Source organism: Mycobacterium sp. PTI7 (assembly GCF_056679845.1).
Genome location: NZ_CM155252.1, coordinates 613,591 through 637,868 on the forward strand (window position 1 = coordinate 613,591; position 24,278 = coordinate 637,868).

At 71.2% G+C, this 24,278-nt stretch carries 21 protein-coding genes and 1 pseudogene; 13 read left to right on the forward strand and 9 right to left on the reverse strand.

The genetic code is table 11. The features are described 5' to 3' along the window. The first annotated feature begins 213 nt into the window (after positions 1-213). Together AC1MEY_RS02935 and AC1MEY_RS02940 are read left to right on the forward strand one after the other, a co-directional pair. Positions 214-2,598: an alpha/beta fold hydrolase gene (locus tag AC1MEY_RS02935; protein WP_480229245.1), complete on the forward strand. Its 2,385-nt coding sequence runs from the start codon at positions 214-216 to the stop codon at positions 2,596-2,598. Between the two features lie 72 nt (positions 2,599-2,670). Further along, positions 2,671-3,930 carry a PucR family transcriptional regulator gene (locus AC1MEY_RS02940; protein WP_480229246.1) on the forward strand — a complete coding sequence of 420 codons (1,260 nt, stop codon included), beginning with the start codon at positions 2,671-2,673 and terminating at the stop codon, positions 3,928-3,930. Here the strand turns inward: AC1MEY_RS02940 and AC1MEY_RS02945 are convergent. Next, entirely contained in the window at positions 3,851-4,225 is a 375-nt protein-coding gene (locus tag AC1MEY_RS02945) for a DNA polymerase ligase N-terminal domain-containing protein (RefSeq protein ID WP_480229247.1), read from the reverse strand. The two genes, AC1MEY_RS02940 and AC1MEY_RS02945, sit on opposite strands and share 80 nt — an antisense overlap. A 5-nt stretch (positions 4,226-4,230) precedes the next feature. After that, the gene (locus AC1MEY_RS02950) at positions 4,231-4,926 is read right to left on the reverse strand and encodes a FadR/GntR family transcriptional regulator (protein ID WP_480231274.1); all 696 of its coding nucleotides are present in this window, start codon (positions 4,924-4,926) and stop codon (positions 4,231-4,233) included. Positions 4,927-5,089: 163 nt separating this feature from the next. On the opposite strand from AC1MEY_RS02950, the gene AC1MEY_RS02955 reads away from it, so the two are divergent. The 3 genes from AC1MEY_RS02955 to AC1MEY_RS02965 all read left to right on the forward strand — a co-directional run bounded on the left by AC1MEY_RS02955 (position 5,090) and on the right by AC1MEY_RS02965 (position 9,345). Then, positions 5,090-6,463 carry an SLC13 family permease gene (locus AC1MEY_RS02955; RefSeq protein WP_480229248.1) on the forward strand — a complete coding sequence of 458 codons (1,374 nt, stop codon included), beginning with the start codon at positions 5,090-5,092 and terminating at the stop codon, positions 6,461-6,463. A gap of 180 nt (positions 6,464-6,643) precedes the next feature. Then, positions 6,644-7,846 carry a CaiB/BaiF CoA transferase family protein gene (locus AC1MEY_RS02960; protein ID WP_480229249.1) on the forward strand — a complete coding sequence of 401 codons (1,203 nt, stop codon included), beginning with the start codon at positions 6,644-6,646 and terminating at the stop codon, positions 7,844-7,846. Beyond that, positions 7,846-9,345, forward strand: a complete 1,500-nt coding sequence (locus tag AC1MEY_RS02965; protein ID WP_480229250.1) for a carboxyl transferase domain-containing protein — start codon at positions 7,846-7,848, stop codon at positions 9,343-9,345. The genes AC1MEY_RS02960 and AC1MEY_RS02965 overlap by 1 nt, the downstream gene beginning before the upstream one ends. Here AC1MEY_RS02965 and AC1MEY_RS02970 read toward each other — a convergent pair. Then, positions 9,331-9,741, reverse strand: coding sequence for an EVE domain-containing protein (locus AC1MEY_RS02970; RefSeq protein WP_480229251.1), 411 nt, complete (start codon positions 9,739-9,741; stop codon positions 9,331-9,333). The genes AC1MEY_RS02965 and AC1MEY_RS02970 overlap by 15 nt on opposite strands. Before the next feature lie 353 nt (positions 9,742-10,094). Next, entirely contained in the window at positions 10,095-11,087 is a 993-nt protein-coding gene (locus AC1MEY_RS02975; protein ID WP_480229252.1) for an NAD-dependent epimerase/dehydratase family protein, read from the reverse strand. 56 nt (positions 11,088-11,143) lie between these two features. Between AC1MEY_RS02975 and AC1MEY_RS02980 the strand changes: the two genes are divergently transcribed. The 3 genes from AC1MEY_RS02980 (at position 11,144) to AC1MEY_RS02990 (ending at position 14,991) form a co-directional block, all read left to right on the forward strand. Next, positions 11,144-12,022, forward strand: a complete 879-nt coding sequence (locus AC1MEY_RS02980) for a LysR family transcriptional regulator (RefSeq protein ID WP_480229253.1) — start codon at positions 11,144-11,146, stop codon at positions 12,020-12,022. A 92-nt stretch (positions 12,023-12,114) separates the two neighbouring features. After that, entirely contained in the window at positions 12,115-13,347 is a 1,233-nt protein-coding gene (locus AC1MEY_RS02985) for an MFS transporter (RefSeq protein WP_480229254.1), read from the forward strand. Between the two features lie 6 nt (positions 13,348-13,353). Next, entirely contained in the window at positions 13,354-14,991 is a 1,638-nt protein-coding gene (locus AC1MEY_RS02990) for a CocE/NonD family hydrolase (RefSeq protein ID WP_480229255.1), read from the forward strand. Here AC1MEY_RS02990 and AC1MEY_RS02995 read toward each other — a convergent pair. Beyond that, positions 14,988-15,956, reverse strand: coding sequence for an NADPH:quinone oxidoreductase family protein (locus AC1MEY_RS02995; RefSeq protein ID WP_480229256.1), 969 nt, complete (start codon positions 15,954-15,956; stop codon positions 14,988-14,990). The two genes, AC1MEY_RS02990 and AC1MEY_RS02995, sit on opposite strands and share 4 nt — an antisense overlap. Before the next feature lie 22 nt (positions 15,957-15,978). Between AC1MEY_RS02995 and AC1MEY_RS03000 the strand changes: the two genes are divergently transcribed. Together AC1MEY_RS03000 and AC1MEY_RS03005 are read left to right on the forward strand one after the other, a co-directional pair. Further along, on the forward strand, positions 15,979-17,076 hold the full coding sequence (locus AC1MEY_RS03000) for an NAD(P)-dependent alcohol dehydrogenase (RefSeq protein WP_480229257.1): 1,098 nt from the start codon (positions 15,979-15,981) through the stop codon (positions 17,074-17,076). 124 nt (positions 17,077-17,200) lie between these two features. After that, a complete protein-coding gene (locus AC1MEY_RS03005) occupies positions 17,201-18,106 on the forward strand; it encodes an alpha/beta fold hydrolase (protein WP_480231275.1) in 906 nt (301 codons plus the stop codon). A 3-nt stretch (positions 18,107-18,109) separates the two neighbouring features. On the opposite strand, the gene AC1MEY_RS03010 is transcribed toward AC1MEY_RS03005, so the two are convergent. Then, positions 18,110-19,447, reverse strand: a complete 1,338-nt coding sequence (locus tag AC1MEY_RS03010) for a flavin monoamine oxidase family protein (protein WP_480229258.1) — start codon at positions 19,445-19,447, stop codon at positions 18,110-18,112. Between the two features lie 148 nt (positions 19,448-19,595). Here AC1MEY_RS03010 and AC1MEY_RS03015 point away from each other — a divergent pair. Further along, a pseudogene (locus tag AC1MEY_RS03015) lies at positions 19,596-20,148 on the forward strand (NAD(P)-binding protein); the annotation flags it as partial. Here AC1MEY_RS03015 and AC1MEY_RS03020 read toward each other — a convergent pair. Further along, positions 20,077-21,138 (reverse strand): phosphotransferase family protein, encoded by a 1,062-nt coding sequence (locus tag AC1MEY_RS03020; protein ID WP_480229259.1) that lies wholly within the window; start codon positions 21,136-21,138, stop codon positions 20,077-20,079. The pseudogene AC1MEY_RS03015 and the gene AC1MEY_RS03020 overlap by 72 nt on opposite strands. A gap of 42 nt (positions 21,139-21,180) precedes the next feature. On the opposite strand from AC1MEY_RS03020, the gene AC1MEY_RS03025 reads away from it, so the two are divergent. Together AC1MEY_RS03025 and AC1MEY_RS03030 are read left to right on the forward strand one after the other, a co-directional pair. Then, entirely contained in the window at positions 21,181-21,783 is a 603-nt protein-coding gene (locus tag AC1MEY_RS03025) for a TetR/AcrR family transcriptional regulator C-terminal ligand-binding domain-containing protein (RefSeq protein WP_480229260.1), read from the forward strand. Beyond that, on the forward strand, positions 21,780-22,139 hold the full coding sequence (locus AC1MEY_RS03030; RefSeq protein WP_480229261.1) for a hypothetical protein: 360 nt from the start codon (positions 21,780-21,782) through the stop codon (positions 22,137-22,139). The genes AC1MEY_RS03025 and AC1MEY_RS03030 overlap by 4 nt, the downstream gene beginning before the upstream one ends. Here AC1MEY_RS03030 and AC1MEY_RS03035 read toward each other — a convergent pair. After that, positions 22,136-23,497 carry an FAD-dependent oxidoreductase gene (locus AC1MEY_RS03035; protein WP_480229262.1) on the reverse strand — a complete coding sequence of 454 codons (1,362 nt, stop codon included), beginning with the start codon at positions 23,495-23,497 and terminating at the stop codon, positions 22,136-22,138. The two genes, AC1MEY_RS03030 and AC1MEY_RS03035, sit on opposite strands and share 4 nt — an antisense overlap. Beyond that, complete coding sequence (locus tag AC1MEY_RS03040) at positions 23,494-24,276, reverse strand: enoyl-CoA hydratase (RefSeq protein ID WP_480229263.1); 783 nt, start codon at positions 24,274-24,276, stop codon at positions 23,494-23,496. The genes AC1MEY_RS03035 and AC1MEY_RS03040 overlap by 4 nt, the downstream gene beginning before the upstream one ends. Positions 24,277-24,278 lie beyond the last annotated feature (2 nt).

Genomic DNA, 24,278 nt, shown 5'->3' on the forward strand with positions numbered 1-24,278 from the left:
AAAACCGTCCGAATCTTCACCCGTTCGAGTCAAGAATGCTCCCGTTCGGCGGCGCAATAATGAGCCGTCCTGCCATTAGCCGCAACCGTCAATAATGGATCCCGGCCCGTGGCGACGCTCACGTCCGTCACCGATTGCGTTCGGCGACGGCATCATTCGTCAGGGGAAGCCATGAACGCTGGGGCATACGTAGGTCGGGTCGCGGGATTAGCGGTGGCCCTGGGCGTCGGGGCGGCCGTCGCAGCCCTTCCGGGGGTGGCGTCGGCCGAACCCGCATCGGAGCAGTCGGAGTCGTCGGAGTCGACGTCGTCGTCGCCGGGTCCGAACACCGGGCCGGCGTCCGACCCGAGCCAGGACCGGAGCCAAGACCCGAAGGCCGAACCGAACGTCGAACCCGGATCGGACCCCGACTCGTCGCCGAAGCGTCGGCCCACGACCGAGGGCAACGTCACGACCGTGGGGAACGGTCGCACGCCGTCGTCCGCTTGGGACACCGTGCACGACGACGAGGAGCAGGACACCAAGGAGCAGGAGCCCGCGGACACCGAGCCGACCTCGCCCCGGGACGACGAACCACAGGACTCCGCCGCGCCGATGCGGCTGATGTCGGCGCCGGCGCCCCAGGAGCAGGACTCCGACGCCGTCGAGCACCCGACGGCGCCACCGGACTCACCCGTCGACTGGATGCTGGCCGGCGCGGCGCGTCGGGAACTGGCCGATGCCCCCATCACCGTCGACCCCGTAGTCGGCCTCGTCGACGGGGTGGTCACCGGCAGCGTCAACGCGACGGGCGGAGGCAACCCGCTGACCTACTCCCCGATCGGGGCTCCGAGCGCAGGCGGCAAGCTCACCCTGGACGCCGCGGGCAACTTCACGTTCCTACCCGACGGGAGCATCGTTACGACCCGCGGCGTCGAGCGGTTCTCGATCCAGGTCGCCGAGCGCACCGCGCTGATCGCCGCGCTCGAGCAGGTGCCGCTGGCGAGTTCGATCGTGCAGCCGATCGTCGCGCTGCTCCGCCAGATCCCGATCCTGGGCACCGCCCTGCAACCGCTCATCGGCTACGCGGTGGTGGTGCCCATCGAGGTCGACGTCGCCGCCCTGGCACCGGGCGGGGCACCGATCGCGTTCACCACGCGGATCGTCTCGTTCGACGGCACCTCGATCAGCACCAACTTCTTTCCCGCGCTCGGGCTTCCGGCCGGAATCACCGCGCCCACCCTGCTGCTCGGCCCGGGCTTCGCCGACCCCGGCGACACCAATCCCACCTCGTCGTGGAGTAACCAGTACGGGGTGCCCGGCATCGCGCCGCTGCGAGCCGACGGCTACAACGTCGTCACGTGGGACCCACGCGGCGTGGGAGCGTCGGGAGGCGTTCTGCACCTGAACAATCCGCTGTTCGAGGGTCTGGATGCCAAGGCGATCGTCGACTGGGTGGCGTCGCGTCCGGAGGCTGTGCTCGACGCTGCCGGTGACCCACGGCTCGGCATGGTGGGCGGCTCCTACGGCGGCGGCATCCAGCTGATCACCGCCGCGATCGACCAGCGCGTCGACGCGATAGCGCCGTCGATCACGTGGAACTCCCTGCTGGACTCGCTGTACCCGAATCAGGCGTTCAAGACGGCGTACTCACTGCTGCTGACCCTCGACCTGCTGACCTCGGGCGTCCGGGCCATACCGGACATCTATGCCGGCACCGTCACCGGCAGCCTGCTGGGCGTGCTCACGCCGGAGCAGCAGGCAGTGCTCGCGAGCAGCGGCCCGGGCCTGCTGGTCGGCGACATCACCGCACCCACCCTGCTGATCCAGGGCACCGTCGACCCGCTGTTCCCGCTCCGACAGGCCGTCGTCAACGCCCAGCTGCTCGAGGCGAACGGCGTTCCGGTCAAGATGATCTGGTTCTGCGGCGGCCACGGCGCCTGCCTGACGAGCCTCAACGACGGCGCGCTGATCGCCGACCGCACGATGGCGTGGCTCGACCGGTACGTGAAGGGCAACGAGGACGCCGACACCGGCGCGACGTTCGAATGGGTGAACCAGTACGGCCAGAACTTCTCGTCGGACGTCCTGCCGTCCGATCCCGCCTTCTACGTTGCGCCGCTGACCGTCTCGGGGGCCGGGGGAGTGCTGCCGCTCCTGCCCATCGGTGGATCCGGACCGCAGGACATCGTGCCGTTGCCGCTGTCCCTGGCGCTGGCGTCGCGAGCCGACACCGCGATCGACGTGCCGATCCCGGCACCCGCGACGACGGTCCAGCTGGTCGGCGCGCCTGCGCTCACCTTCACCTACTCGGGCGTCGGCACCAGCCGCTTCGTGTACGCGCAGCTCGTCGACGACCAGACCGGGCTCGTCCTGGGCAACCTGGTGACGCCCGTGCCGATCACCCTGGACGGCGGGAGTCACACGGTGACCGTCGCGATGGAACACGTCGCGCACACGCTCGCGCCGGGCCAGTCGCTCACCCTGCAGATCACCGGTTCGTCGGTCGCCTACGCCAACCTCGGCACGCTGGGAGTCATGAACGTCTCCGACGTGTCCGTGGCGCTGCCGACCGCCGCGGCCGTGTCGGCGGCGCGGCTCGACGAATTCGTGGCCTAGGGACCCGAACCGTCTGAAACGCCTGCGGAGCGAGCCGCGGTTCGTATCCTGGGTGCTCGAGGACGGGGGGACATGTCACCGTCGACCGAGCACACCGTCGAGACGGGTCACGCGCCGCGGCTGCGCCTGCCCGCCGCGCTGCTCGACGCACTCCGGGACGGTCTGCCGGCGCTGGCGGAGACGACCGTGGCGGCCGTCGTCGCCGAGGTGCCGGCCTACCGCACCACGGTCGGGGTGGAGCGCCGCATGATCGAGGACTCGGTGCGGCGGACCGTGACGGTATTCGTCACCCTGGTCGCCGACGGCGTCGACCCGGACGTCTCGCCTGGTCGCGACCCGGCGCTGGCGGGAGCCTTCACCCTCGGGCAGGGTGAGGCGCGTGCGGGACGCGGATCCGACGTGCTGCTCGCCGCCTACCGGATCGGCGCTCGTACGGTGTGGCGGCAGTGGAGCGCGCTGGCCGTGGGTCACCGCGTCCCGGGTGATCAGCTGGCGGTGTTCGCCGAGCAGATCTTCGCCTACATGGATCGGTTGTCGGCGGCGTCGGTGTCGGGCCACGCCGACGAGGAGGCGAGGACGGGCCGTGCACGGCAACGCGCGCGAGAAGTGCTGGTGCGCAGTCTCCTTCGATCCGCGGCTGCGGATGACCTGACGGCCGCCGCCGAGCGGGCGGACTGGGCGCCGCCGCGGACGCTGACGGCCCTCGCCGTGCCGAGCGGGTGGCGGGCCGGCCAGGCCAGGGTGGTGGACCAGCGCACGCTGGAGGTACCCGAGGACGCCGTCGCGCCGCACCGCAGGCCGATGTCGCTCCTGCTGGTGCCGGACGTCGGTGGCTCGAGCCGCGCCGCCTACGTGACGTCGTTTCCGCTGCAGGGCAGCGTGATCGGGCCCGCGCGACCGTGGATGCAGGCGGCGTCGTCGGTGCGCCGGGTGGAGCGGGCACTCGCCATGCGCGTGCACGACGACGACGCCGTGACCGACACCGAGTGTCACTTGCCCGAACTGGTGTTGGGCGCAGACCCCGAGGCGCTGGCGGATCTGCGGGCCCGCGCCCTGGCGCCGTTGGACGGGATGCGACCACTCGTGCGGGACAACCTGATCGAGACACTGCGCGCCTGGCTGCTGCACCGGGGGAGTCGCGACGAGGTCGCCGCCGAACTGTTCGTCCACCCGCAGACGGTCCGCTATCGGCTGGGCCGGCTTCGCGAGGTCTATGGGAAGCGTCTCGACGACCCGGACACCGTTCTGGAGCTCACGCTGGCCCTGGGTCTTCGGCGGCCACCGGTTGCTCCTTCGTCAGGTGCAGCAGCCAGTCGCGGTCGGTACGAATGAGCGCGTAGCGCACCACGTCCCGCTCGCCGTGCAGGTCGAAGACGAAGCGGCGCTCGGTGCGGTCGACGAGCCGCCACCAGCCGTGGTCCGCGATGTCCTTGTCGGCGTCGGTGTACGTCGCGTGCTCGAGGTCGTGGTCGTCGACGGCCACCGCGAGCCGGTCGTGCCGGGGATCGACGGGCAGTCCCTTGGGCACCGCCCACGACCGCAGGACGCCGTCCTCCTCGAGCCGAAGGTCGAAGTGCAGCCGCGGTTTCCGGTGCTCGTGCAGGACGAAGACCGGTCGAGCCGGCACGTGGGTCAGTTCCCGGCGCGGAGCAGCGCGACGTCCGACACCATCCGGATGTGGTCGGCCATCGCGCGACCCGCCTCGACGGGGTCCTGCCGGCGTACGGCCTCGGCGATGCGGCGGTGTCCCTCCAGGGAGGCCTTCGGCCGCTCGGACTGCGACAGCGATTCGATGCGCGTCTCGCGCACCAATTCTGCGATCTCGCCCATCAGCCGTGCCAGCAGAGGGGAGTGTGCGGCGGCGGTGATGGCGGCGTGGAAGTGCTCGTCACCCGATACCCCGCGCTCGCCGCCGGTGATCTCGAGTTCCATGATCGCCAGCGCGTCGTCGATCGCGGCCATCTCGGCGTCGCTGCGGCGGGCGGCGGCGAGTTCGGCGAGCTTCACCTCGAGGGCCTCGCGTGCCTCGATGACCTCGGGCAGTCGATCGGCGTGCTCGCGCAGCGCCCGGATCGCGGCGTCGCCGACGGGTCGACGGATCAGGACCGCGCCGTCGCCGTGGCGCACCGACAGGATGCCCTGCACTTCGAGCGCCACCAGCGCCTGGCTCAGCGACGCGCGGCTCACACCCAGCTGGGCGGCCAGTTCACGCTCCGGAGGCAGCCGTTCGCCGGCCTGCATGTCGCGGTCGGCCATGTGCTTGCACAGCTGCTCGACGATCACCTCGTACAGCCGGGGTCGAGCCACCGGGCGAATTTGCTCAGCCACTGAGTCACTCACTCTCTTTGCCTTCGGACCGAGAATAGCCGTTCCCAGGAACATGACAGAAGACACAGTCGAGGGTTGACAGTGACCGGGTTCACTGTTTCACTCCTAGTGACTCAGTGGCTAGGCCAATTGGCCACATCCACACCACAGGTTGGAGAAGACGATGCCCGTTGAAGTGATCCCGATCCTGGCGCTGGTCGTCATGTTCGTCGCCGCGACGGTGTTGCCCGTCAACATGGGTGCCCTCGGATTCGTCGCGGCGTTCTTCGTCGGCACGATCTGGGTCGGCATGGACTCCGACCAGATCATCGGCGGATTCCCGAGCAGCCTGTTCCTCACGCTGGTCGGTATCACGTACCTCTTCGCGATCGCCCAGAACAACGGGACCGTCGACCTGCTGGTGCGAGGGGCGGTCCGGCTGGTCCGCGGCCGCGTCGCCCTCATCCCGTGGGTGATGTTCGGCGTCACCGGCGTCCTGACGTCGATCGGCGCGCTGGGCCCCGCCGCGGTCGCCATCGTCGCACCGATCGCCCTCGGCTTCGCCGCGCGGTACGACATCAAGCCCCTGCTGATGGGCATGATGGTGGTGCACGGCGCGCAGGCCGGCGGCTTCTCGCCGATCAGCATCTACGGCGTCACCGTCAACAACATCGCCTCCGGCGCCGGGCTCGAGAACAGCCCGCTGACCCTCTTCCTGGGCAGCCTCTTCTTCAACGCCGCGATCGGCGTCCTGCTCTTCACGTTCCTCGGTGGGCGCGACCTCATCGGCCGCAGCGTGCACGACCACGACGACGTCCGTCCCGAGGACGACACCGGCGCGGTGGGTGGCGGCAAGTCCCCGGCGACGGTCATGCGCGGCTTCGGCACGACCACCACCAAGGCCCGCTCGCAGGCCGTGACCGCGGAGAAGGCGCCGCCGCTGGCCGTCGCAGTCAAGGCCATCACCTTCGAGCAGATCCTCACCCTCGTCGGCCTCGCCTCGCTGGCCGTGTTCTCGCTGATCCTCGACCTGGACGTCGGCTTCGTGTCGATGACGATCGCGGTGATCCTGGCGCTCGCCTCGCCGAAGGCGCAGAAGGGTGCGATCAACCAGATCAGTTGGTCGACGGTGCTTCTCATCGGTGGCGTGCTGACCTTCGTCGGCGTCCTGCAGGAGGCCGGCACCGTCGAGTGGGTCGGCAACGGCGTCGCAGCACTGGGTGCGCCGATGCTCGTCGCACTGCTGCTCTGCTACATCGGTGCCATCGTGTCCGCGTTCGCGTCCTCGACGGCGATCCTGGGCGCCACCATCCCGCTCGCGGTCCCGTTCCTGATGGCCGGCGAGGTCGGTGCCGTCGGCGTGATCGTCGCACTGGCGATCGCCTCCACGATCGTCGACGTAAGCCCGTTCTCGACCAACGGCGCACTGGTGCTGGCCAATGCCCAGGGCATCGACCGGGACGTGTTCTACAAGCAGATCCTCAAGTACAGCGCGCTGGTGGTGGCGATCGGACCGCTCATCGCCTGGGCCGTCCTCGTGGTGCCCGGCTGGCTCTGACGATCTGAGGAACGCCGGGAGGCGGCGGTGCGCGAGGTCGGCGCATCGCTGCTTCCCGGCGTCGTCGTGCGTTCCGGCGACCCATGCTGACCTGCGCTGACACCCGTTGACAGGGTTCCGGCCGCCGTGGTCCAATGAATTGGCTAGGCCACTAGGTCACCAATCCACGGGAGGCGCACGATGTCGCTGGAACTCAACACGACGGGCAGGACCGGTCCGCTGCGCGGCACCGTGGTGGTCGACCTGACCCGCGCCCTCGCCGGCCCGCACGCGGCGATGATGCTCGGCGACCTCGGAGCCGACGTGATCAAGGTGGAGAGCCCCAAGGGTGGCGACGACACCCGCGCCTGGGGTCCGCCGTTCGTCGAGCCCGTCGGCGCCGACCGCGAATCCACCTACTTCCTGTCGGCGAACCGCAACAAGCGGTCGATCGCGCTGGACCTCAAGACCGACGACGGGCGCCAGGCTCTCGAGGACATGGTCCGGAAGGCCGACGTCCTGCTCGAGAACTTCCGCACCGGCGTCCTCGACCGGCTCGGCTTCTCGCCGGAGCGACTGTCCGAGTTGAACCCCCGCCTGGTGATCCTGTCGATCAGCGGCTTCGGCCACGACGGCCCGGAGGGTGGCCGGTCCGGTTACGACCAGATCGCCCAGGGCGAGGCCGGCCTGATGTCGTTCACCGGGTCCGGTCCCGACGACGTACAGCGCGTCGGCGTCCCGATCGCCGACCTGCTCGCCGGCATGTACGGGGCGTTCGGCGTGCTCGCGGCACTACGCGACCGCGATCGCACGGGGCGCGGCACCGTGGTGCGGACCTCCCTGCTCGCCAGCGTCGTCGGCGTGCACGCGTTCCAGGGCACGAAGTGGACCGTGGCCGGCGAGGTCGGCGAGGCCCAGGGCAACCACCACCCGTCGATCTGCCCGTACGGACTGTTCCCGACCGCCGATGGCGCCGTCCAGATCTCGGTGGGCAGCGAGGGACTCTGGCACCGGTTCTGCGAGGGCTTCGGCATCGATCCCGACACCGAGGGCATGGCCACGAACCCGCAGCGGGTCGCCAATCAGGCCGGCGTCATCGCGCTCGTCACCGAACTGTTCGCCGCCCACGACACGGCGTCGCTGCTGACGCTGCTCGACGAGATCGGCGTTCCCGCGGGCAAGGTCCGCAACGTCCAAGAGGTCTACGAGTGGGAGCAGACCCGCTCTCAGGGCCTGCTGATCGACGTCGACCACGAGACGCTGGGGACAGTCACGCTGCCCGGCCCGCCGCTGCGCTTCTTCGACGCCGACGGCACCGAGGTCACCGAGACCGCGCACCTGGCCCCGCCCGTCCTCGGCGCGGACGAGGATCTCGTCCGCGCCTGGCTGAAGGAAGCCGTCTGATGCGCCGGCTGTCCGCGCGCGACCTGCTCGACGTGCTGGCCGACGTCGACAGCTTCGTCAGCTGGGACGCGCCGGCCGACGAGTTCGCGGTCGACGACGCGTACGCCGGCGAGCTGGCGGCGGCGCGCGCCAAGACCGGCCTCGACGAGTCGGTGATCACGGGTGCCATCACGATCCGCGGGCGCAAGGTCGCGATCCTGCTGAGCGAATTCGCCTTCCTCGCAGGCTCGATCGGCGTCGCGGCGGGGGAGCGGCTGGTCACGGCGATCCACAGGGCGACCGCCGAGGGGCTGCCACTGCTGGCCCTGCCGACGTCTGGGGGAACGCGGATGCAGGAGGGAACGGTCGCGTTCCTCCAGATGGTCAGGATCACCGCCGCCATCACCCTGCACAAGGCCGCCCACCTGCCCTACATCGTCTACCTCCGGCACCCCACGACCGGTGGGGTGTTCGCGTCGTGGGGATCGCTCGGGCACCTCACCGTCGCCGAACCCGAGGCGCTCGTCGGGTTCCTCGGCCCGCGCGTGTACGAGGCGCTGTACGACGATCGCTTCCCCGCCGGGGTGCAGACGTCGGAGAACCTGCAGGCGCACGGGCTGATCGACGCGGTCCGACCGCCGGAACAGCTCGGCGAGATCGTCGACCGTGCCTTGCGGATCATGACCGATCAGCCCCGGCGCTGCGGATTGCCCGCCGACACCCAGGACCGGGTGATCGAAGACCTCCCGGCGTGGACCTCGGTGCTGGCGTCGCGCCGCCCCGACCGGCCCGGCGTACGCGAGCTGCTGTTCAACGCCGCCTCAGACGTGTTGCCGCTCAACGGAACCGGTCAGGGCGAGTCCGATCCCGGTCTGATCCTGGCGCTGGTCCGCTTCGGCGACATGCCGTGCGTGCTGCTCGGACAGGACCGGCACGGTCAGACGCCGCGTACACCGCTCGGCCCCGCGGCGCTGCGCGAGGCACGGCGCGGTATGCGACTGGCCGAAGACCTGCGGCTGCCGCTGGTCACCGTCATCGACACCGCCGGTGCGGCACTGTCGAAGGACGCCGAGGAGGGCGGACTGGCCGGCGAGATCGCCCGCTGCATCGCCGACATGGTCGACCTCGACACCCCGACGGTGTCGGTGCTGCTGGGGCAGGGGACCGGAGGCGGCGCACTGGCGCTGGTCCCGGCCGACCGCGTCCTCGCCGCGCAGCACGCGTGGCTCTCGCCGCTGCCGCCGGAGGGAGCGAGTGCGATCGTCCACCGCGACGTCGATCACGCCCCGGACATGGCCGAGCGGCAGGGGATCCGGTCACTCGACCTGCGTCGCGACGGGATCGTCGACCTGATCATCCCCGAATCACCCGACGCCGCGGACGAGCCCCGACGGTTCTGCGAACGCGTGGGGACCGCACTGCACCGCGAGTTGAGCAGTCTGATCGACCAGGACGCGGAGATGCGCAGGATCGCGCGCGGCAAGCGGTTCAACCGGGTGGGACGCTCAGCCGGGCAGTAGCGGGTGGAGCAGCGCCCACTCCGCGCAGCTCACCCAGGACGGGTTGGCCTGCTGCGGGGAGCGGAACACCTCCATGGCGGCCAGCCCCGGCACCGCCGTCAGTTCCGCGGCGGGCACCGGATCGGCGAACAGCGGGATGCGAACCGGGACGTGCAGGCGACCGTCGTCGCCCCTGGCCGGCTCACCGGTGACGTGACCGAATCCCCAGATGCCGCGCCGCGGATGCGCCGACACCCAGAACAGAACCCGCTGGCCGGGGCGCAGCAGCCGGGACCGGTAGTTGTCGGCGACGCACCACGACGGCTTCGTCTCGCCGGCGGCGAGCATGGGCTCGAGCGGCGTCCGCGCCGGGTTGCACTTGATCACCCACGCCCCCAGCGCGTCGAGGGTGATCATCGATAAACCGCTAGCTCGGCTAGGTTTTCGCACATCACGGTTGGGTAACCGCACCGTGCACGTCGAGTGGCGGAGGTGGCAACATGCATCTGGCCGGATCGGCGACTGCACTGCCTGGTCGGGGCTGCAACAGAGGAAGATTGCCATGATTCACACGGTTGACGAGCAAACCCGCGGCGGAATGGTGACGACGGCCTCCCGTCCGTGGCGACGTGATCTTGAACCGTCGGCACTGTCGTTCGCGTCACTTCTCGATCCGTCCAGGTCGTCGATCTGCCCCGCGTGCGGCTACCCGAGCGCCGGCATGTGCGCGGCGTGCAAACAGATCACGCAGATGTCGGTGGGCGCCTGAGTCAGGTCCGGCTCACGGCGTCGGCCAGCGCAGCGAGCGTGTCCGCGGCCGAATGCTCGGGGCGCCAGCCCAGTTGGTCCTTGGCCCTGCTGGTGTCCATCACGACCGACGCGCGGCCCGCGTGCAGCCATTCCAGCGCCGACGGCACGAACGGGAGCCGGGCGAGCACCTCGGAGGTGGCGACGGCCGCGACGTGCGGCACCCGCACCGGCCGTGCGCCGAGGGCCCGGCCGACGTCCGACATCGACAGCAGGCCGTCCCCGGCGAGGTTGTAGGCGCCCGCGGGTGCCGACGTCGTGGTGACCGCGAGGGCGATGGCCGCGGCGACGTCGTCGTGGTGGACGAGCTGCATCGGCGTACCGGGGTCGGGGAAGGGCGGCTTCGGCAGCGGTAGCGACCGGGTGATTCGCCGGACGGCGTCGGGCAGCTGGTTCCACGGCATGGCGTCGGCGAGCGCGGGCGCCTTCGGCCCGGCGACGATGCACGGGCGCAGGATGAACACCTCCAGCGACGAGCCTGCAGTGGCGTCCGCCAGCGTCGCCTCGCAGGCCGCCTTCTGCTCCGAGTAGTAGTGCTCGGCGGATCCGCGCGGCGGGACGTCCTCGGTGATCGGCGACGGATTGTCGGGGTGATACCCGTAGGCGGCGACCGACGAGGTGTAGACCAGCCGGCGCGGACGCTGCGCCGCGACGGTGGCCTCGAAGACGTTGCGGGTGCCCGCCAGGTTGATGCGGGCGCTCTCCTCCCGCGTGCCCATGATGATGAACGCCAGGTGCACCACGACGTCGGCCTCGACGACGAGGCCGTCGACGGCCTCCCGGTCGAGGATGTCGCCCTGCCGGTAGACGGTCTTCGTCCAGCCGTGCTCGCCGGGATCGAACGGCCGCCGGGCCATTCCGATGATCCGGGTGACGTCGGGGTGCTGCTCGAGCGCCTCGATCGTGGAGATGCCGATCTCCCCGGTGGGGCCGGTGACGGCGACGGTCAGTGACATGGCGACGTAGTTCCCGGTCACACCCCGCCAAAAACGTGGCTGGCTATGGTCGAACCGTGCACCTCGAGGAACTGCAGTGGTTCGTCGTCCTCGCCGAGACCGAGCACGTCACCGAGGCCGCCGCCGAACTCGGGATCAGCCAACCGACGCTGTCGCGTGCGCTGGCCCGGTTCGAGGACCAGGCGGGTACGCCGCTGTTCGACCGGGTCAACCGGAGGTTGCGGCTCAACCCCTACGGCCGGATCATGCTCGAGCACGCGCGGCGCAGTCTCGCCGAGATGCAGTCCGCCACCGAACGCATCGCCGCCCTGCGCGACCCCGACACCGGACGGGTGCGGCTGGCGTTCCTGCACTCGCTCGCCAACTGGTACGTGCCCGACCGGCTCCGCCGCTTCCGGGAGTCCGCGCCCGGCATCGGCTTCGACCTGTTCCAGGGCCCGGCGCACGAGATCACCGAACGCGTGCTGACCGGCCGATCCGACGTCGCGATCACCTCGCCGCGACCCACCGCGCCGGGCTTCACCTGGCACCGGCTCTACGCGGAACGGTTGTGCCTCGCCGTGCCGCGCGGCCACCGGCTGGCGTCCCGCGCGCGGGTGCGGATGAGCGCCGCGGCGGGCGAACCGTTCGTCGCCCTCGAGCAGCCGTTCGGTCTGCGGCAGCTCACCGACGCCCTCTGGGCCGAGGACGGGATCGACCCGGAGATCGTCTTCGAGGCCACCGAGATCCCGACCATGGAGGGGCTGGTGGCCGCGGGTTTCGGCGTCGCGGTGGTGCCGGTCCCGCGGGAGGACGACGACACGGCGTCGGCAAAGGTGGTGCACGTTCCGCTGACCAACGTCGGCGCCCGACGTGAGGTCGGGCTGGTGTGGGACGCAGACCGCGTGCCGTCGCCGCCCGCGCACCGGTTCACGACGTTCCTGCGGGAGTCCTGACCCGCCGTCACCACCGGTGATGCGCCGCCGACATGAGGTCGGCGTCGGTCATGCATTGGACACATCGACGAGGCGTTCCTAACCTCGACCCGGTGTCCATCGACAACTCCCTCGACCAGTCCTGGACCGGACATGCCCGGGGCTCGAGCGCGTACTCCCGGCTGCTGGCGGCGCTGTTCTGCGCGGGCGTCGCCACCTTCGCGCAGCTGTACTCGCCGCAGGCCGTCCTCCCGCTGATTTCCGCCGACCTCGGCGTCGGCGCCGCGAGTGCCGCGCTGATGATCTCCGCGTCGACCGTCGGACTCGCGGTCGGAGTCATCCCGTGGTCGATGATCGCCGACCGTGTCGGCCGGGTGCGCGCGATCTCGACGTCGGTCACGATGGCGACGGCCGTGGGCCTGCTCATCCCGTTCGCGCCCACCTACGAGCTGCTGCTGGCCGGCCGCTTCGTCGAGGGACTCCTCGTCGGCGGCGTCCCCGCGATCGCCGTGGCCTACCTCACCGAGGAGGTCGATCCCGTGCACGCGGCGCGGGCGGCGGGAACGTTCGTGGCGGGCACCACGATCGGCGGACTGCTCGGCCGCCTGGTCGCCAGCCCGGTCGCCGAGTTCGCGGGCTGGCGCATCGGCGTCTTCACCGTCGCGGTGGTGTGCGGTGTCGCCGCGCTCAGCTTCGTCAGGCTCGCCCCGGAGCCGCACGGCTTCACGCCCCGCAGCAGGCACGCCGAGAACCCGGAGGGCAGCCTCGCGCACCGATTGGCCGCGAACCTGCGCTCGCCCCGCCAACTCGCGCTGTTCGCGCAGGCGTTCCTGCTCATGGGCGGCTTCGTCGCGCTCTACAACTTCCTCGGCTTCCGGCTCGCGGGCGCGCCGTTCGGGTTGGCGCCGTCGGTGATCAGCCTGGTGTTCCTCGCCTACCTGGCGGGCACGTGGGCGTCGTCGCGCGCCGGTGCGGAGGCGTCGCGGTTCGGACGCAAGCGGATCCTGCTCGCGTCGATCGCCACGATGGCCGCCGGCGTCTCGATCACGTTGAGCGACAACCTCGTCGCCGTCCTCGTCGGACTGGTGATCGCCACGGCCGGGTTCTTCGGCGCGCACTCCATCGCTGCGGGCTGGACCGGGCAGTCGGCGCCGGCGGGCAAGGCCCAGGCGTCGTCGCTCTACAACCTGTTCTACTACGGCGGATCGAGCGCCATCGGCTGGGTCGGCGGGGTCGCGTTCGACGCCCGCGGCTGGACGGCGGTGGCGCTGACCATCCTGGGGCTCACCGCGGTCGCAGCCGCCATCGCCGCCGTGGTGCTGCGCGACGATCGGCGGACCGGCTAGGGGATCATGGCGCACGTGACGTCCACGCCCACGCCATCACCCCACCCGCCCGCGCGACGTGGTGTGCTCGAACGGCTCGGCGAACGCGCCGTGTCGATCCGCGCCGGGCTGCCGCCCGCGACCACGTCCTACCAGGTCGTCTCCGACCTCCCCGTCCCGATGCGCGACGGCGTGACGCTGCTCGCCGACCACTACGCACCGACCTCCCCGGCGATCGGCACGCTGCTGCTGCGCGGCCCCTACGGACGCACCGCGCCGCCGGCCCGGGTGATGGCCGGCGTCTACGCCCGCCGGGGCTACCACGTCGCCGTCGTCAGCAGTCGCGGGACGTACGGCTCGGAGGGGTTCTTCGACCCGGGCCACGCCGAGATCCCCGACGGCGCCGACACCGTCGCCTGGCTGCGCGCGCAACCGTGGTTCACCGGGACGTTCTCCACCGTCGGCGGGTCCTACCTCGGCTACGCGCAGTGGGCGATGCTGACCGACCCGCCACCGGACTTCGACACCGCCGTCATCACGATGGGACCGCACGACCTCGGCCGGTCCGCGTGGAGCACCGGATCGTTCGCCCTCGGCGACTTCCTCGCGTGGGCCGATCAGATCGCCGGGCAGACCCACGGCGGCTGGATCCGCCAGCTCATCCGGTCGACGAAGGCGCCCCGCCGGCTGCGGCCCGTGGAGGAGGCGCTGCCGCTCAATCGCGCCGCACTCGACGTACTGGGACCCGAGGCGTCCTGGTACGAGTCGTGGCTCGAGCACGAGGGCCCCGACGGCGAGTACTGGGCCCGCCTGAACCTGTCGAAGGCGTTCGGCGAACTGCGCCGCCCGCTGCTGCTCACCGGCGGCTGGCAGGACGTGTTCCTGGAGCAGACCCTGCAGCAGTACCGCGCACTGCGTGCCCGCGGCGCCGACGTCGCGATGGTGATCGGTCCCTGGACCCACGGCGAGGGCGGGGGAGCACAGATCCGCGAGTCACTGAATTGGCTTGCCGGTCATCGGCATCCGACCCCGGTCCGCATCTTCGTGACGGGCGCCGACGAGTGGCGCGACCTGCCGGACTGGCCGCCGACGGCGACCGACCACGTCCTGCATCCGACGGCGGGCGCGGGACTGGCCGCCGTCGCGCCCGATCCGTCGACGGACCGCTTCACCTACGATCCCGCCGACCCCACGCCCAGCATCGGCGGCAGGCGACTGGCGGTCGGGGCAGCCGGATTCCGCGACGACGGGGTCCTCGCATCCCGGCCCGACGTGCTCGCCTACACCGGAGCCGTCCTGGATCGCGACCTCGAGGTGATCGGCCACCCCCGCGTCGAACTCGACCACGCCACCGACCTGGACTGGGCCGATCTGGCGGTCCGGATCAGCGAGGTCGACTCGAAGGGCGTGTCGCGCAACGTCGCCGACGGCTATGTGCGCCTCGGCCGGGACCGGCCGTCGTCGATCCACCTCGAATTGGACGGCATCGCACACCGATTCGCGGCCGGCCACCGGATCCGACTGACGGTCGCGGGTGGCGCCTTCCCCCGTTACGCCCGCAACCTCGGTACCGGGGATCCCGCGGCCTCCGGCACCGCGATGACGCCGTGCGAACACGTCCTCACCCTCGGGGCGGGCACCCGGCTGGTGCTGCCGACCGCCTAGCGCACCTTGACGACGACCTTGCCCCTCGCGGAACGGTCCTCGAGCGAGGCGATGGCGTCGCCCGCGCGCTCCATCGGGTAGACGACCGGCTCCGGCGCGGTCACCAGGCCGGCGGCCAGCAGCGGCTCGAGTTCGGCCCACTGCTCCTGCAGGTATCCGGGATGCGTTGCGGCCCAGGCTCCCCAGCCGACGCCGACGGTGTCGACGTTGTTGAGCAGCAGCCGGTTCACCTTGACGGTCGGGATGTCGCCGCCGGTGAAGCCGATCACCAGCAGACGGCCGCCCGGTGCCAGCGAGCGCAGCGAGTCGGTGAACCGGTCGCCGCCGACGGGATCGACGACGACGTCCACCCCGCGCCCGCCGGTCAGGTCCTTGACCCCGTCCTTGAAGTGCTCGGCGAGAACGACGTCCGTCGCCCCCGCGGCGCGCGCGATCGCGACCTTGTCCTCGGTGCTCACGACGGCGATGGTGCGCGACGCTCCCCAGGCGGCGGCCAGGCGCAGCGTCGAGGTGCCGATGCCGCCGGCCGCGCCGTGCACCAGCAGCGTCTCGCCGGGGGCCAGGCGCCCGCGGGTGCGCAGCGCGCAATGCACGGTCAGATCATTGAACAGCAGCCCCGCGCCGGCTTCGAACGACACCGACGTGGGCAACCGGAACACCCGATCAGCGGGCAGCACAACGACTTCGGCCATCCCGCCGGACAGCATGGTGAGCCCGGCGACGCGGTCACCGGTCGAGACGTGCGCACCCGCGGGGGCGCTGCGCACCACTCCGGCGATCTCGGCGCCCGGCGTGTACGGCAATTCCGGCGCGTGCTGGTACTTTCCGCGCGTCTGCAGGGCGTCGGGGAATGCGACGCCCGCGGCGTGGACGTCGATGACGACGCCGTCTCCCGTCGGCTCGTCGACCTCCGCCAGTTCTGCGGCGTGCGGACCGTCCAGTCGGGCTACTCGTATGGCTCGCATCCAGACCATTTAACATCCCCCGGTGATCGACGCACGCGCCGCCGTCCTGCACGACGAGGGATCCGACCCACGACTGACCGACGTCCAGATCCGGCCACCGGTCGGCGACGAGGTGCTGGTGCGGCTCGACGCGGTGGGCATCTGCCACACCGACGTGAGCCTCGCCGCGAGGTGGCCCGCCAAGCGGTTGCCCATGACGTTCGGGCACGAGGGCTCGGGCACCGTCGTCGACGCCGGGCCCGACGCCAGGGTCCGCGCGGGCGAGCAGGTGGTGCTCACCTTCGACAGCTGCGGTGGATGCGCGAGCTGCGCGTCCGGCGCGCCCGCCTACTGCGAGCATGCGACCACGCGCAACATGCGCGGCGACCGTGGCGACGACTTGAGCGCGCTGCGGCTCGATGGCGTGCCCATCCGCGGCGGCTTCTTCGGTCAGTCGAGCTTCGCGACCCACGCCCTCGCGAGGTCGGCCAACGCCATTCCGCTGGGGGAGGCGATCGATCCCGCGCTCGCGGCCCCGCTGGGCTGCAGCGTTCAGACCGGTGTCGGCACCGTGCTCAACGCCCTGGCGGCCGGCGCCGACGACGCGCTGGTGGTGTTCGGGGCCGGCGGCGTGGGTCTGTCGGCGGTGATGGGCGGGCGGATCGCGGGGTGCCGCACGGTCGTCGCGGTGGACCCGGTGGCCGAGCGTCGTTCCCTGGCAACGACGTTGGGCGCCACGGCCGTCCTCGACCCGGCCGACGGCGACGTCGTCGCGGCGGTGGTCGAGGCCACCGGTGGCGGCGCGACGCTGGCGATCGACACGACGGCGGTACCGGACGTGATCACCGGCGCGTGCGCGGCACTGCGCGCCCAGGGCACCCTCGCGCTCGTCGGGCTCGGCGCGCTGACGGCGCCGCTGCCCGTCGGCCTGATCATGGCCCGTGGTCTGCGGCTGCGCGGCGTGGTGGAGGGCGACAGCGATCCGCACGCGTTCATCCCGCGGCTGGCCGACCTGGTCCGCAGCGGTGACCTGCCGCTGGGCGAGATGGTGACCCGATTCGACTTCGACCGGTTCGACGCCGCCTGGGACGCGGCGAAGTCCGGGACCGCGGTCAAGCCGGTCCTGGTCATGCCACGCTGACGAACGCCAACTGTTGACACGCGTCAAGTCGGCGTAGTTGACTCTTCCGAGCCGCGACAAGGGTGCCGTGGCGGAGGGAGGTCCGGTGAGTCCACGACTGCGGCACTACGCGCCGGTCGCCGACATGCCCAAGGGCAAGACCCTGATGGTGCACTCCACGGACGACACCCGCATCCACACCGAGGTGTTCGGACCCTCCGACGGCTACCCGATCGTGCTGGCACACGGCATCACCTGCGCCATCCGCGTGTGGGCCAACCAGATCACCGACCTGTCCCGCGACTACCGGGTGATCGCCTACGACCACCGCGGGCACGGCCGCAGCGGCGTGCCCAAGCGGCGCGGCTACGGCCTCGACTTCCTGGCCGCCGACCTCGACGCCGTGCTCGACGCGACGCTCAAACCCGGCGAGAAGGCGCTCATCGCCGGACACTCGATGGGCGGCATCGCCATTCAGGCGTGGTCCCAGCGGTATCCGGCGCGGGTGCGGCAGTACGCCGACGCCGTCGCACTGATCAACACCACCTCCGGCGAACTGCTGCGTAACGTGCAGCTCCTCCCGGTGCCGGAGCGGTTCGCGGCGGGCCGGGTACGCGCGGGCGGTCTGCTGCTCAAGCGGCTGGGTTCGGCGCCGCTTCTGCCCGGGTCGATCGCGCAGACCCGCCGGTTCGTGTCGACGCTGGCCGTCGGCCGGGACGCCGACCCCGCGATCGCCGACTTCGTGTTCGACCTCTTCGCCAAGACCCCGCCCGCCGGCCGTGGTGGCTGGGCCCGCGTGCTGGTGGATGCGGTGGGCGAGAACCACATCGGCCTGACCAACCTGACCGTGCCGACGCTGGTGATCGGCAGCCGGGGCGACCGGCTGCTGCCCATCGCGGCCGCACGCCGCATCGCCGCCAATGCCCCCAACCTCGCGTCGTTCGTGGAGTTGAGCGGCGGGCACTGCGCCATCCTCGAACGTCCCAACGCCGTCAACGCCCAACTGCGCGGCCTGGTCGAGTCGATCCGCGAAGAGCGGCTCAGCTCCTAGCCGTCAGGTACTCGCCGTCAGGTACGCGCCGACCTCTCCCGCCGCGCGTCGCCCCGAACGGACGGCGCCGTCGAGGAACCCGGTCCACGTGTCGGCCGTCTCCGTGCCCGCCCAGAAGACCCCGTCGACCGGCGCGCGCAGCGCCCGGCCGTACCGCGTCCACGACCCCGGCGGCACCGCCGCGGTGGGCCCGCCTGGCGCGAATTTCTCGGTGCCCCAGCAGTGCTCGACGAAGTCGATGGGCATCGCCGCCCGATCGCCGAACAGGTCGACGAAGCACGACAGCGCCCGCTCGCGGCGCTGCTCGGTGGTCAGCGGGTCGAAGGTGCGGGCGTCGGTGAAGCCGAGCAGCACGCCCGGGCCGTCGGCCGGGCTGACGTCGAAGGTGATGAACACCGGCCCGTCGTCGGACAGCGCCTGGCCCGAGTGCCCGTCGGCGCGCCAGAACGGCGTCTCGTACGCCGCATACGCCTTGCTGAGATTGCCCTGCGGCCAGTGCTCGGCCAGCCGTGCGTGCTCGTCGGGCAGCGGCGGGTCGAATGCGATCGCGGCGCGGTGCTGCGGCGGAACGGTCACCACGACGGCGCGTGCGGGCGTCGCCCCGGCGCCGGTGTGCACCACCACGCCGTCGCCGGTCCGTTCGATGCGGGTCACGGTCGCGTTGAGCCGGACCCGGTCGCCGAGTTGCTCGGCCATCCGCAGCGCGATCGACTGGGTGCCGTCGGGGAAGTGGTCCTGCTGCGCGCCGCCCTGCACGTCGAGCATCGGCCCGATGCCGCCCGCGGCCTTCACGTAGCGCACGGCGTGCAGCATCGACACCGCGTCGGGCTCGCATCCCCACGTCACGCGGGACACGAGCGCCATCAGGTCGCGGGTGGAGGCCCCCGCGTGCACCGACCGCAGCCACGCCTCCAGCGTCGTCGCGTCCAGCCGCTCGGCGATCGGTGAGTCCCACGGGCGGTCCACCGGCACCTGGCGGCTGAGCCGCTCGAACCGCCACTGGATGCGGGAGACGTCGAGCAGTTCGAGGATCGACAGCTTGGGGATCGTGCTGCGGTAGGACCGCACCCGCCCGCGCCACAGGATGAGGTTCTTGCCCCGGCTGTAGGTCGGCGTGGTCGGGCAGCCCAGTTCGGCGGCCAGCGCGAGCACGGCGTCCTGGGTGGGGCCGACGAAGGTGCCGCCCAGGTCGATCGGTACGCCGGCGATCGTGGTGGTGTGCGAGCGGCCGCCCACGCGGTCGCGACCCTCCAGGACGACGACGTCCAGTCCGCGCCGGTCGAGCACCCGTGCCGCCGTCAATCCCGCGAATCCCGCCCCGACCACCACCACGTCCGCCACACGTCCAGTGTGGCGACTCCGGCGCGTCCCGGAGCGCGTACCGCTCCTTTTCGCGCCGATCTCCCCGGGGCGCGGACCGACCACCTAGGGTGGTGGTACGCAGCGGGACCAGAGGTCTGGTCCATCGGCTCACCAAAGGAGGTTCGCCGTGGGTGTCATTGGCGACGCGGACTACTCAGACGTCCTGATCATCGGCGCGGGCATCTCGGGCATCGGAGCGGCCTACCGCATTCACGAGAAGAACCCGAAGCTCACGTACACGATCCTCGAACGCCGCGAGCGCATCGGCGGCACGTGGGACCTGTTCCGCTACCCGGGCATCCGCTCGGACAGCGACATCTTCACGTTGAGCCTGCCCTTCGAGCCCTGGACCAGGCCGGAGAACGTCGCCGACGGCGGCGACATCCGCGATTACCTCACCGCGGCGGCGCGCCACCACGGTATCGACCGGAACATCCGGTTCGACACCCGCGTCGCGTCCGCCGAGTGGGACTCCACCACCGACACCTGGACGCTGCGCACCTCGTCGCCGGACGGCACGGAGAAGCTCTACCGGGCTGCAGCGCTCGCCGACCTACATGATGTCAATGGCGCGGGTCGACCCGATGGTGCAGGCCATCCGGAGATTCCTACCCGACGGGCTCGCCCACCGGGTGGTGCGCGCCCGCAACGCCGCGTTCTCCGTACTGTCCTACTTCCTGCTGCCACGTCAGGTCGCCCAGCGTCTGGCCGGTCATCGACTCGTAGGTGGCGCGGACGTCGTCCTCGCGTAGCACGTCGGGCAGGCCGGGCAGTCCGGCGAGTCCGGCCAGCTCCTGGAACACCATGTGGGCGAACACGATCCAGGCGACGTCGAGTTCGCGCGGACCGACGGTGGCCATCTCCCAGTCGAGGACGGCCACGGGCCGGAAGTCCTGGTAGAGCACGTTGCCGATCCGCGAGTCGCCCCAGGCGAGCACGGGCGTCGACGCGGCGACGTCGTCGGGGAAGTTGTCCTCGAGCCACGCGAGCGCCTTCTCGACGGTGGGCGCCCGGCCGATGTTGGGGACCGCGAATTCGTACCAGTCCTTCAGCCAGCCGAAGTGTCGGCGCAGCGCGGTGTCCCCGGGCGGGTCGACGTCGGTGAGGAAGCCGAATCGCGTGGCGGCGTCGGGGATCGAGTGCAGCTTGGCGAGCACCTCGACGGTCGAGTCCTGCAGTTCGCGCTGCCGGTCGGGCGTCGCGTCGGCGAACCAGTTGTCGCCGAACGTGTAGGGCATGACGTCGGGTGGCACCTGGCCGTCGACGAGGTCCATCAGGAAGAACGGTGTGCCCAGCACGGTGCCCGCGTCGTCGATCCACCGGACGCGGGGGACCGGGACGTCGGTCAGCTCACCCACCTGCCGCATCACCTCGAACTGGTGGTCCAGCCGGTAGGTGGGGAAGACGGGGACGTCCTCGGGGGTCGGGGCGACGCGTGCCACCCACCGCTGCTCGACGGTTCGGCCGCCGTCCTGCCAGCGGCCGGTCAGGATGATCGTCTCCGACGACATCCCGTTCGAGTCGACGCCGCTCTCCACGGTGACGTCCGGGGCCACCCCGCCGGGCATGACGGTCGACAGCCACGTCGACAGCAGAGCGGGCAGCGTGGTGGTGTCGCGGGAGGAGTGCTGCAGGCGGCTGACGTCTTCGACAGCCGGTTCGTTCGCCACGGAAGACGCCCTCTCGATCAATACGATACGGTGAGTAGCGTTATGAAAGCAGACCCGTCCACGGTTGTCGAGACCCCGGGCGCGGGCAGGCCACGCGACCCGCGCATCGACGTTGCCATACTCGAGGCCACCGCGGACCTACTCGTCGAGATCGGTTATGCCGCCGTGACGATGGCCGCCGTGGCGGAGCGAGCCGGCACCACCAAGACCGCGCTGTACCGCCGCTGGTCGAGCAAGGCCGAGCTGGTGCACGAGGCGGCGTTCCCCGCCGCGCCGACGGCGCTGGGTGAGCCGGAGGGCGACATCGAGGGCGACGTGCGGGCGATGATCGCGGCCACCCGGGACGTCTTCGTGACCCCGGTCGTGCGGGCGGCGTTGCCGGGGCTGATCGCCGACATGGCCGCGGACGCCGACCTGAATGCCCGCGTGGTGAGCCGCTTCGTCGGCCTCTTCGACCTGGTACGGGAGCGCCTCGAGCACGCGATCGCGCACGGCGAGGTGCATCCCGGCGTCGACCCGGCCCGGCTGATCGAGATCGTGGGCGGCGCAACGCTTCTTCGCATCCTGCTCGACCCGGGTGGCCCGCTCGACGACGCCTGGGTCGACCAGGCCGCGGCGATCATCACCCACGGCGTCAAGGCGTGACCAGTACCGTTGACGGCATGTACGTGCAGCTGACCGTGAACGACGAAGACGGGGTGCCCGAGGTGTACTCCACTCCGCCCTGGACCGACGACGCCGACGGCCGCGCCGAGACCGCGCGGGTGGTGGTCGACCCCGTGGGCAGGCCCGACGGCGACCGGGCAGGGGTCCTGCTGACCATGACGATCGGCGAGGCCCTCGTGCTGGGCCGCCGGATCGTGGAGGTCGCCGAGCAGGCGGCCGAGGGCCAGTTCAGCAGACGCGGGACGCAGTGGCGCCGCGAGGTGCAGGACCGCAAGCGTCGCGAGGCCTGGAACGTGCTGATGGCCGGCTCGGACGACGACCCCGCGACCGATTAGGCCAGGGCGCCGAGCAGCTGGTTGAACGCCTCCGTCATCGACGGGTGGGTGTAGATCTCGTCGCGCAACGCCGACGCCGTGATGCCGTGGCGCATCGCCAGCGCGACGGTGTTGATCACCTCGTGCGAGTCGTAGGAGAGCAGCGCGGCACCCAGGATCTCGTCGGTCTCGGCGTCGACGACGGCCTTCATCATCCCCCTGGGCTGATGGACGATCCGGGCACGTGGCACCGTGGCCATCTTCGCCACCGGCAGGGCCGCCACCCGCACGGCGTGCCCCGCCGCGCGTGCCTCGCGTTCGGTCAGGCCCACCCGTGACAGCGGTGGCGTCATGAACAACGTGTACGGCACCGCGCGCCGGTCCGCCGTGCTGCGCGACCCGCTGCCGGTCAGCTGGTCGAGCACGATGCGGTAGTCGTCGAGCGAGATGTAGGTGAACTGGGGGCCGCCGTTGACGTCGCCGACCGCGTACACGTGCGGCACGCTGGTGCGCAGGTGCTCGTCGACCTCGATCGAACCGTCTGCGCCCGTGGCGATCCCGGCGGCCGACAGCGCGAGGTCGGTCGTGACGGGGTGCCTGCCGAGCGCCACCAGGATCAGGTCGCCGTCGACCGTGGCGGCCGCGCCGTCCACCGCGTAGTGCACGGTGGCGCCGTCGACGGCGGTCACCTCCGCCGACGTGATCAGCGTGACGCCGGCCTCGGTGATCAGGTCTGCCGCGCACGCGGCGACGTCGTCGTCCTCGCGGCCGAGGATGGCGTGGTGGCGCTCGAGCATCGTCACCTGGGCGCCGTAGCCGGCGTACATGGCCGCGAACTCGAGTCCCACGTATCCGCCGCCCAGGACCACCAGGCGTCGCGGCAGCTCCTCGGTCGAGAGCAGGTCGGTGCTCGTCACCGCGCGCGGATTGCCCTGTAGCCCAGGCACGTCCGGCCATATCGGTTCCGAGCCGGTGCCGACGACGAAGGTCTGCCCGGTGACCGTCACCTCGCCGTCGTCGGTGCGCACGGTGACGGTGTGCGGGTCGACGAACGACGCGGTGCCGGTGAGGACGTCGACGCCGGGGATGGTGTCGAGCATCGCAAAGTTCTGCGCCCGCAGATCCGAAGTGAGCGTCGCGGTGGCCCGAACCGCTGCGGTGTACGCGGCCGGGTCGGCCGATGCCGCCGACAGTTCCTCGGCGGCGAACACCATCGACTTGGTGGGCACGCACCCGATGTTGATGCAGGTGCCGCCGTACATCTGGGCCGAGCGCTCGATCATCACCACGCGCCTGCCCTGCTTGCCCAGCGTGGCGGCGAGGGTCTTGCCGCCCTTGCCGAATCCGATGACGACGAGGTCGGCCTCGATGCTGGTCACAGCGCTACCTCCGGGTTGATCTGGGCCCTGTTGCTCGAAGCAACGTCGCGACGGCGCTGGTCCAATCCCGCGAAGTCGGTGTCGTGCGTTCCGGCGATCTCACCTTCGGCGGCGAGTGCGGGCCCCGTCACGGTGGCCGCACCGCGGACGTAGATTTCCTTGAGACCCGCCATGGTGGCACCGGGCACGTCGGCGACGCGGCCGGCGAGTTCGAGTGCGCGGTCCAGGAGCCGGCCGTGCGGCACCACCTCGGTGACGAGGCCGATCCGTTCGGCACGCGCGGCGTCGATCACTTCGCCGGTCATCGACAACCGGCGGGCCATCGCCGAGCCGACCACCTGCGGCAGCCGGGCGGTCATGCCGCCGCCGGGCAGGATCCCCACGCGCGCATGGGTGTCAGCGAACACGGCGCGTTCCGAGGCGATCAGGAAGTCGCAGCCGAGTGCCATCTCGAGGCCGCCGGTGAAGGTGGCCCCGTTGATGGCGCCGACGACGGGGGTGCGCATCTCGGCGACGGCGGTGATGCAGCTCTGGCTCTTGAACTCCGCGAAGTAGTCGAGCCCGTCGCGGGCGGCCTCCTTGAGGTCGACCCCCGCGCAGAATGCCGGGTCGGTGCCGGTGAGGACCACTGCACGCACGGCGTCGTCGGCGTCGGCCGTGACCAGCGCGTCGTAGAGCGCGCGGATCAGGTTGCGATTCAACGCGTTCCGGGACTCCGGGCGGTTGAGGGTCAGTACCCGGACGGCATCGTGATCGGCCACGACCACCAGATCGCTCATGG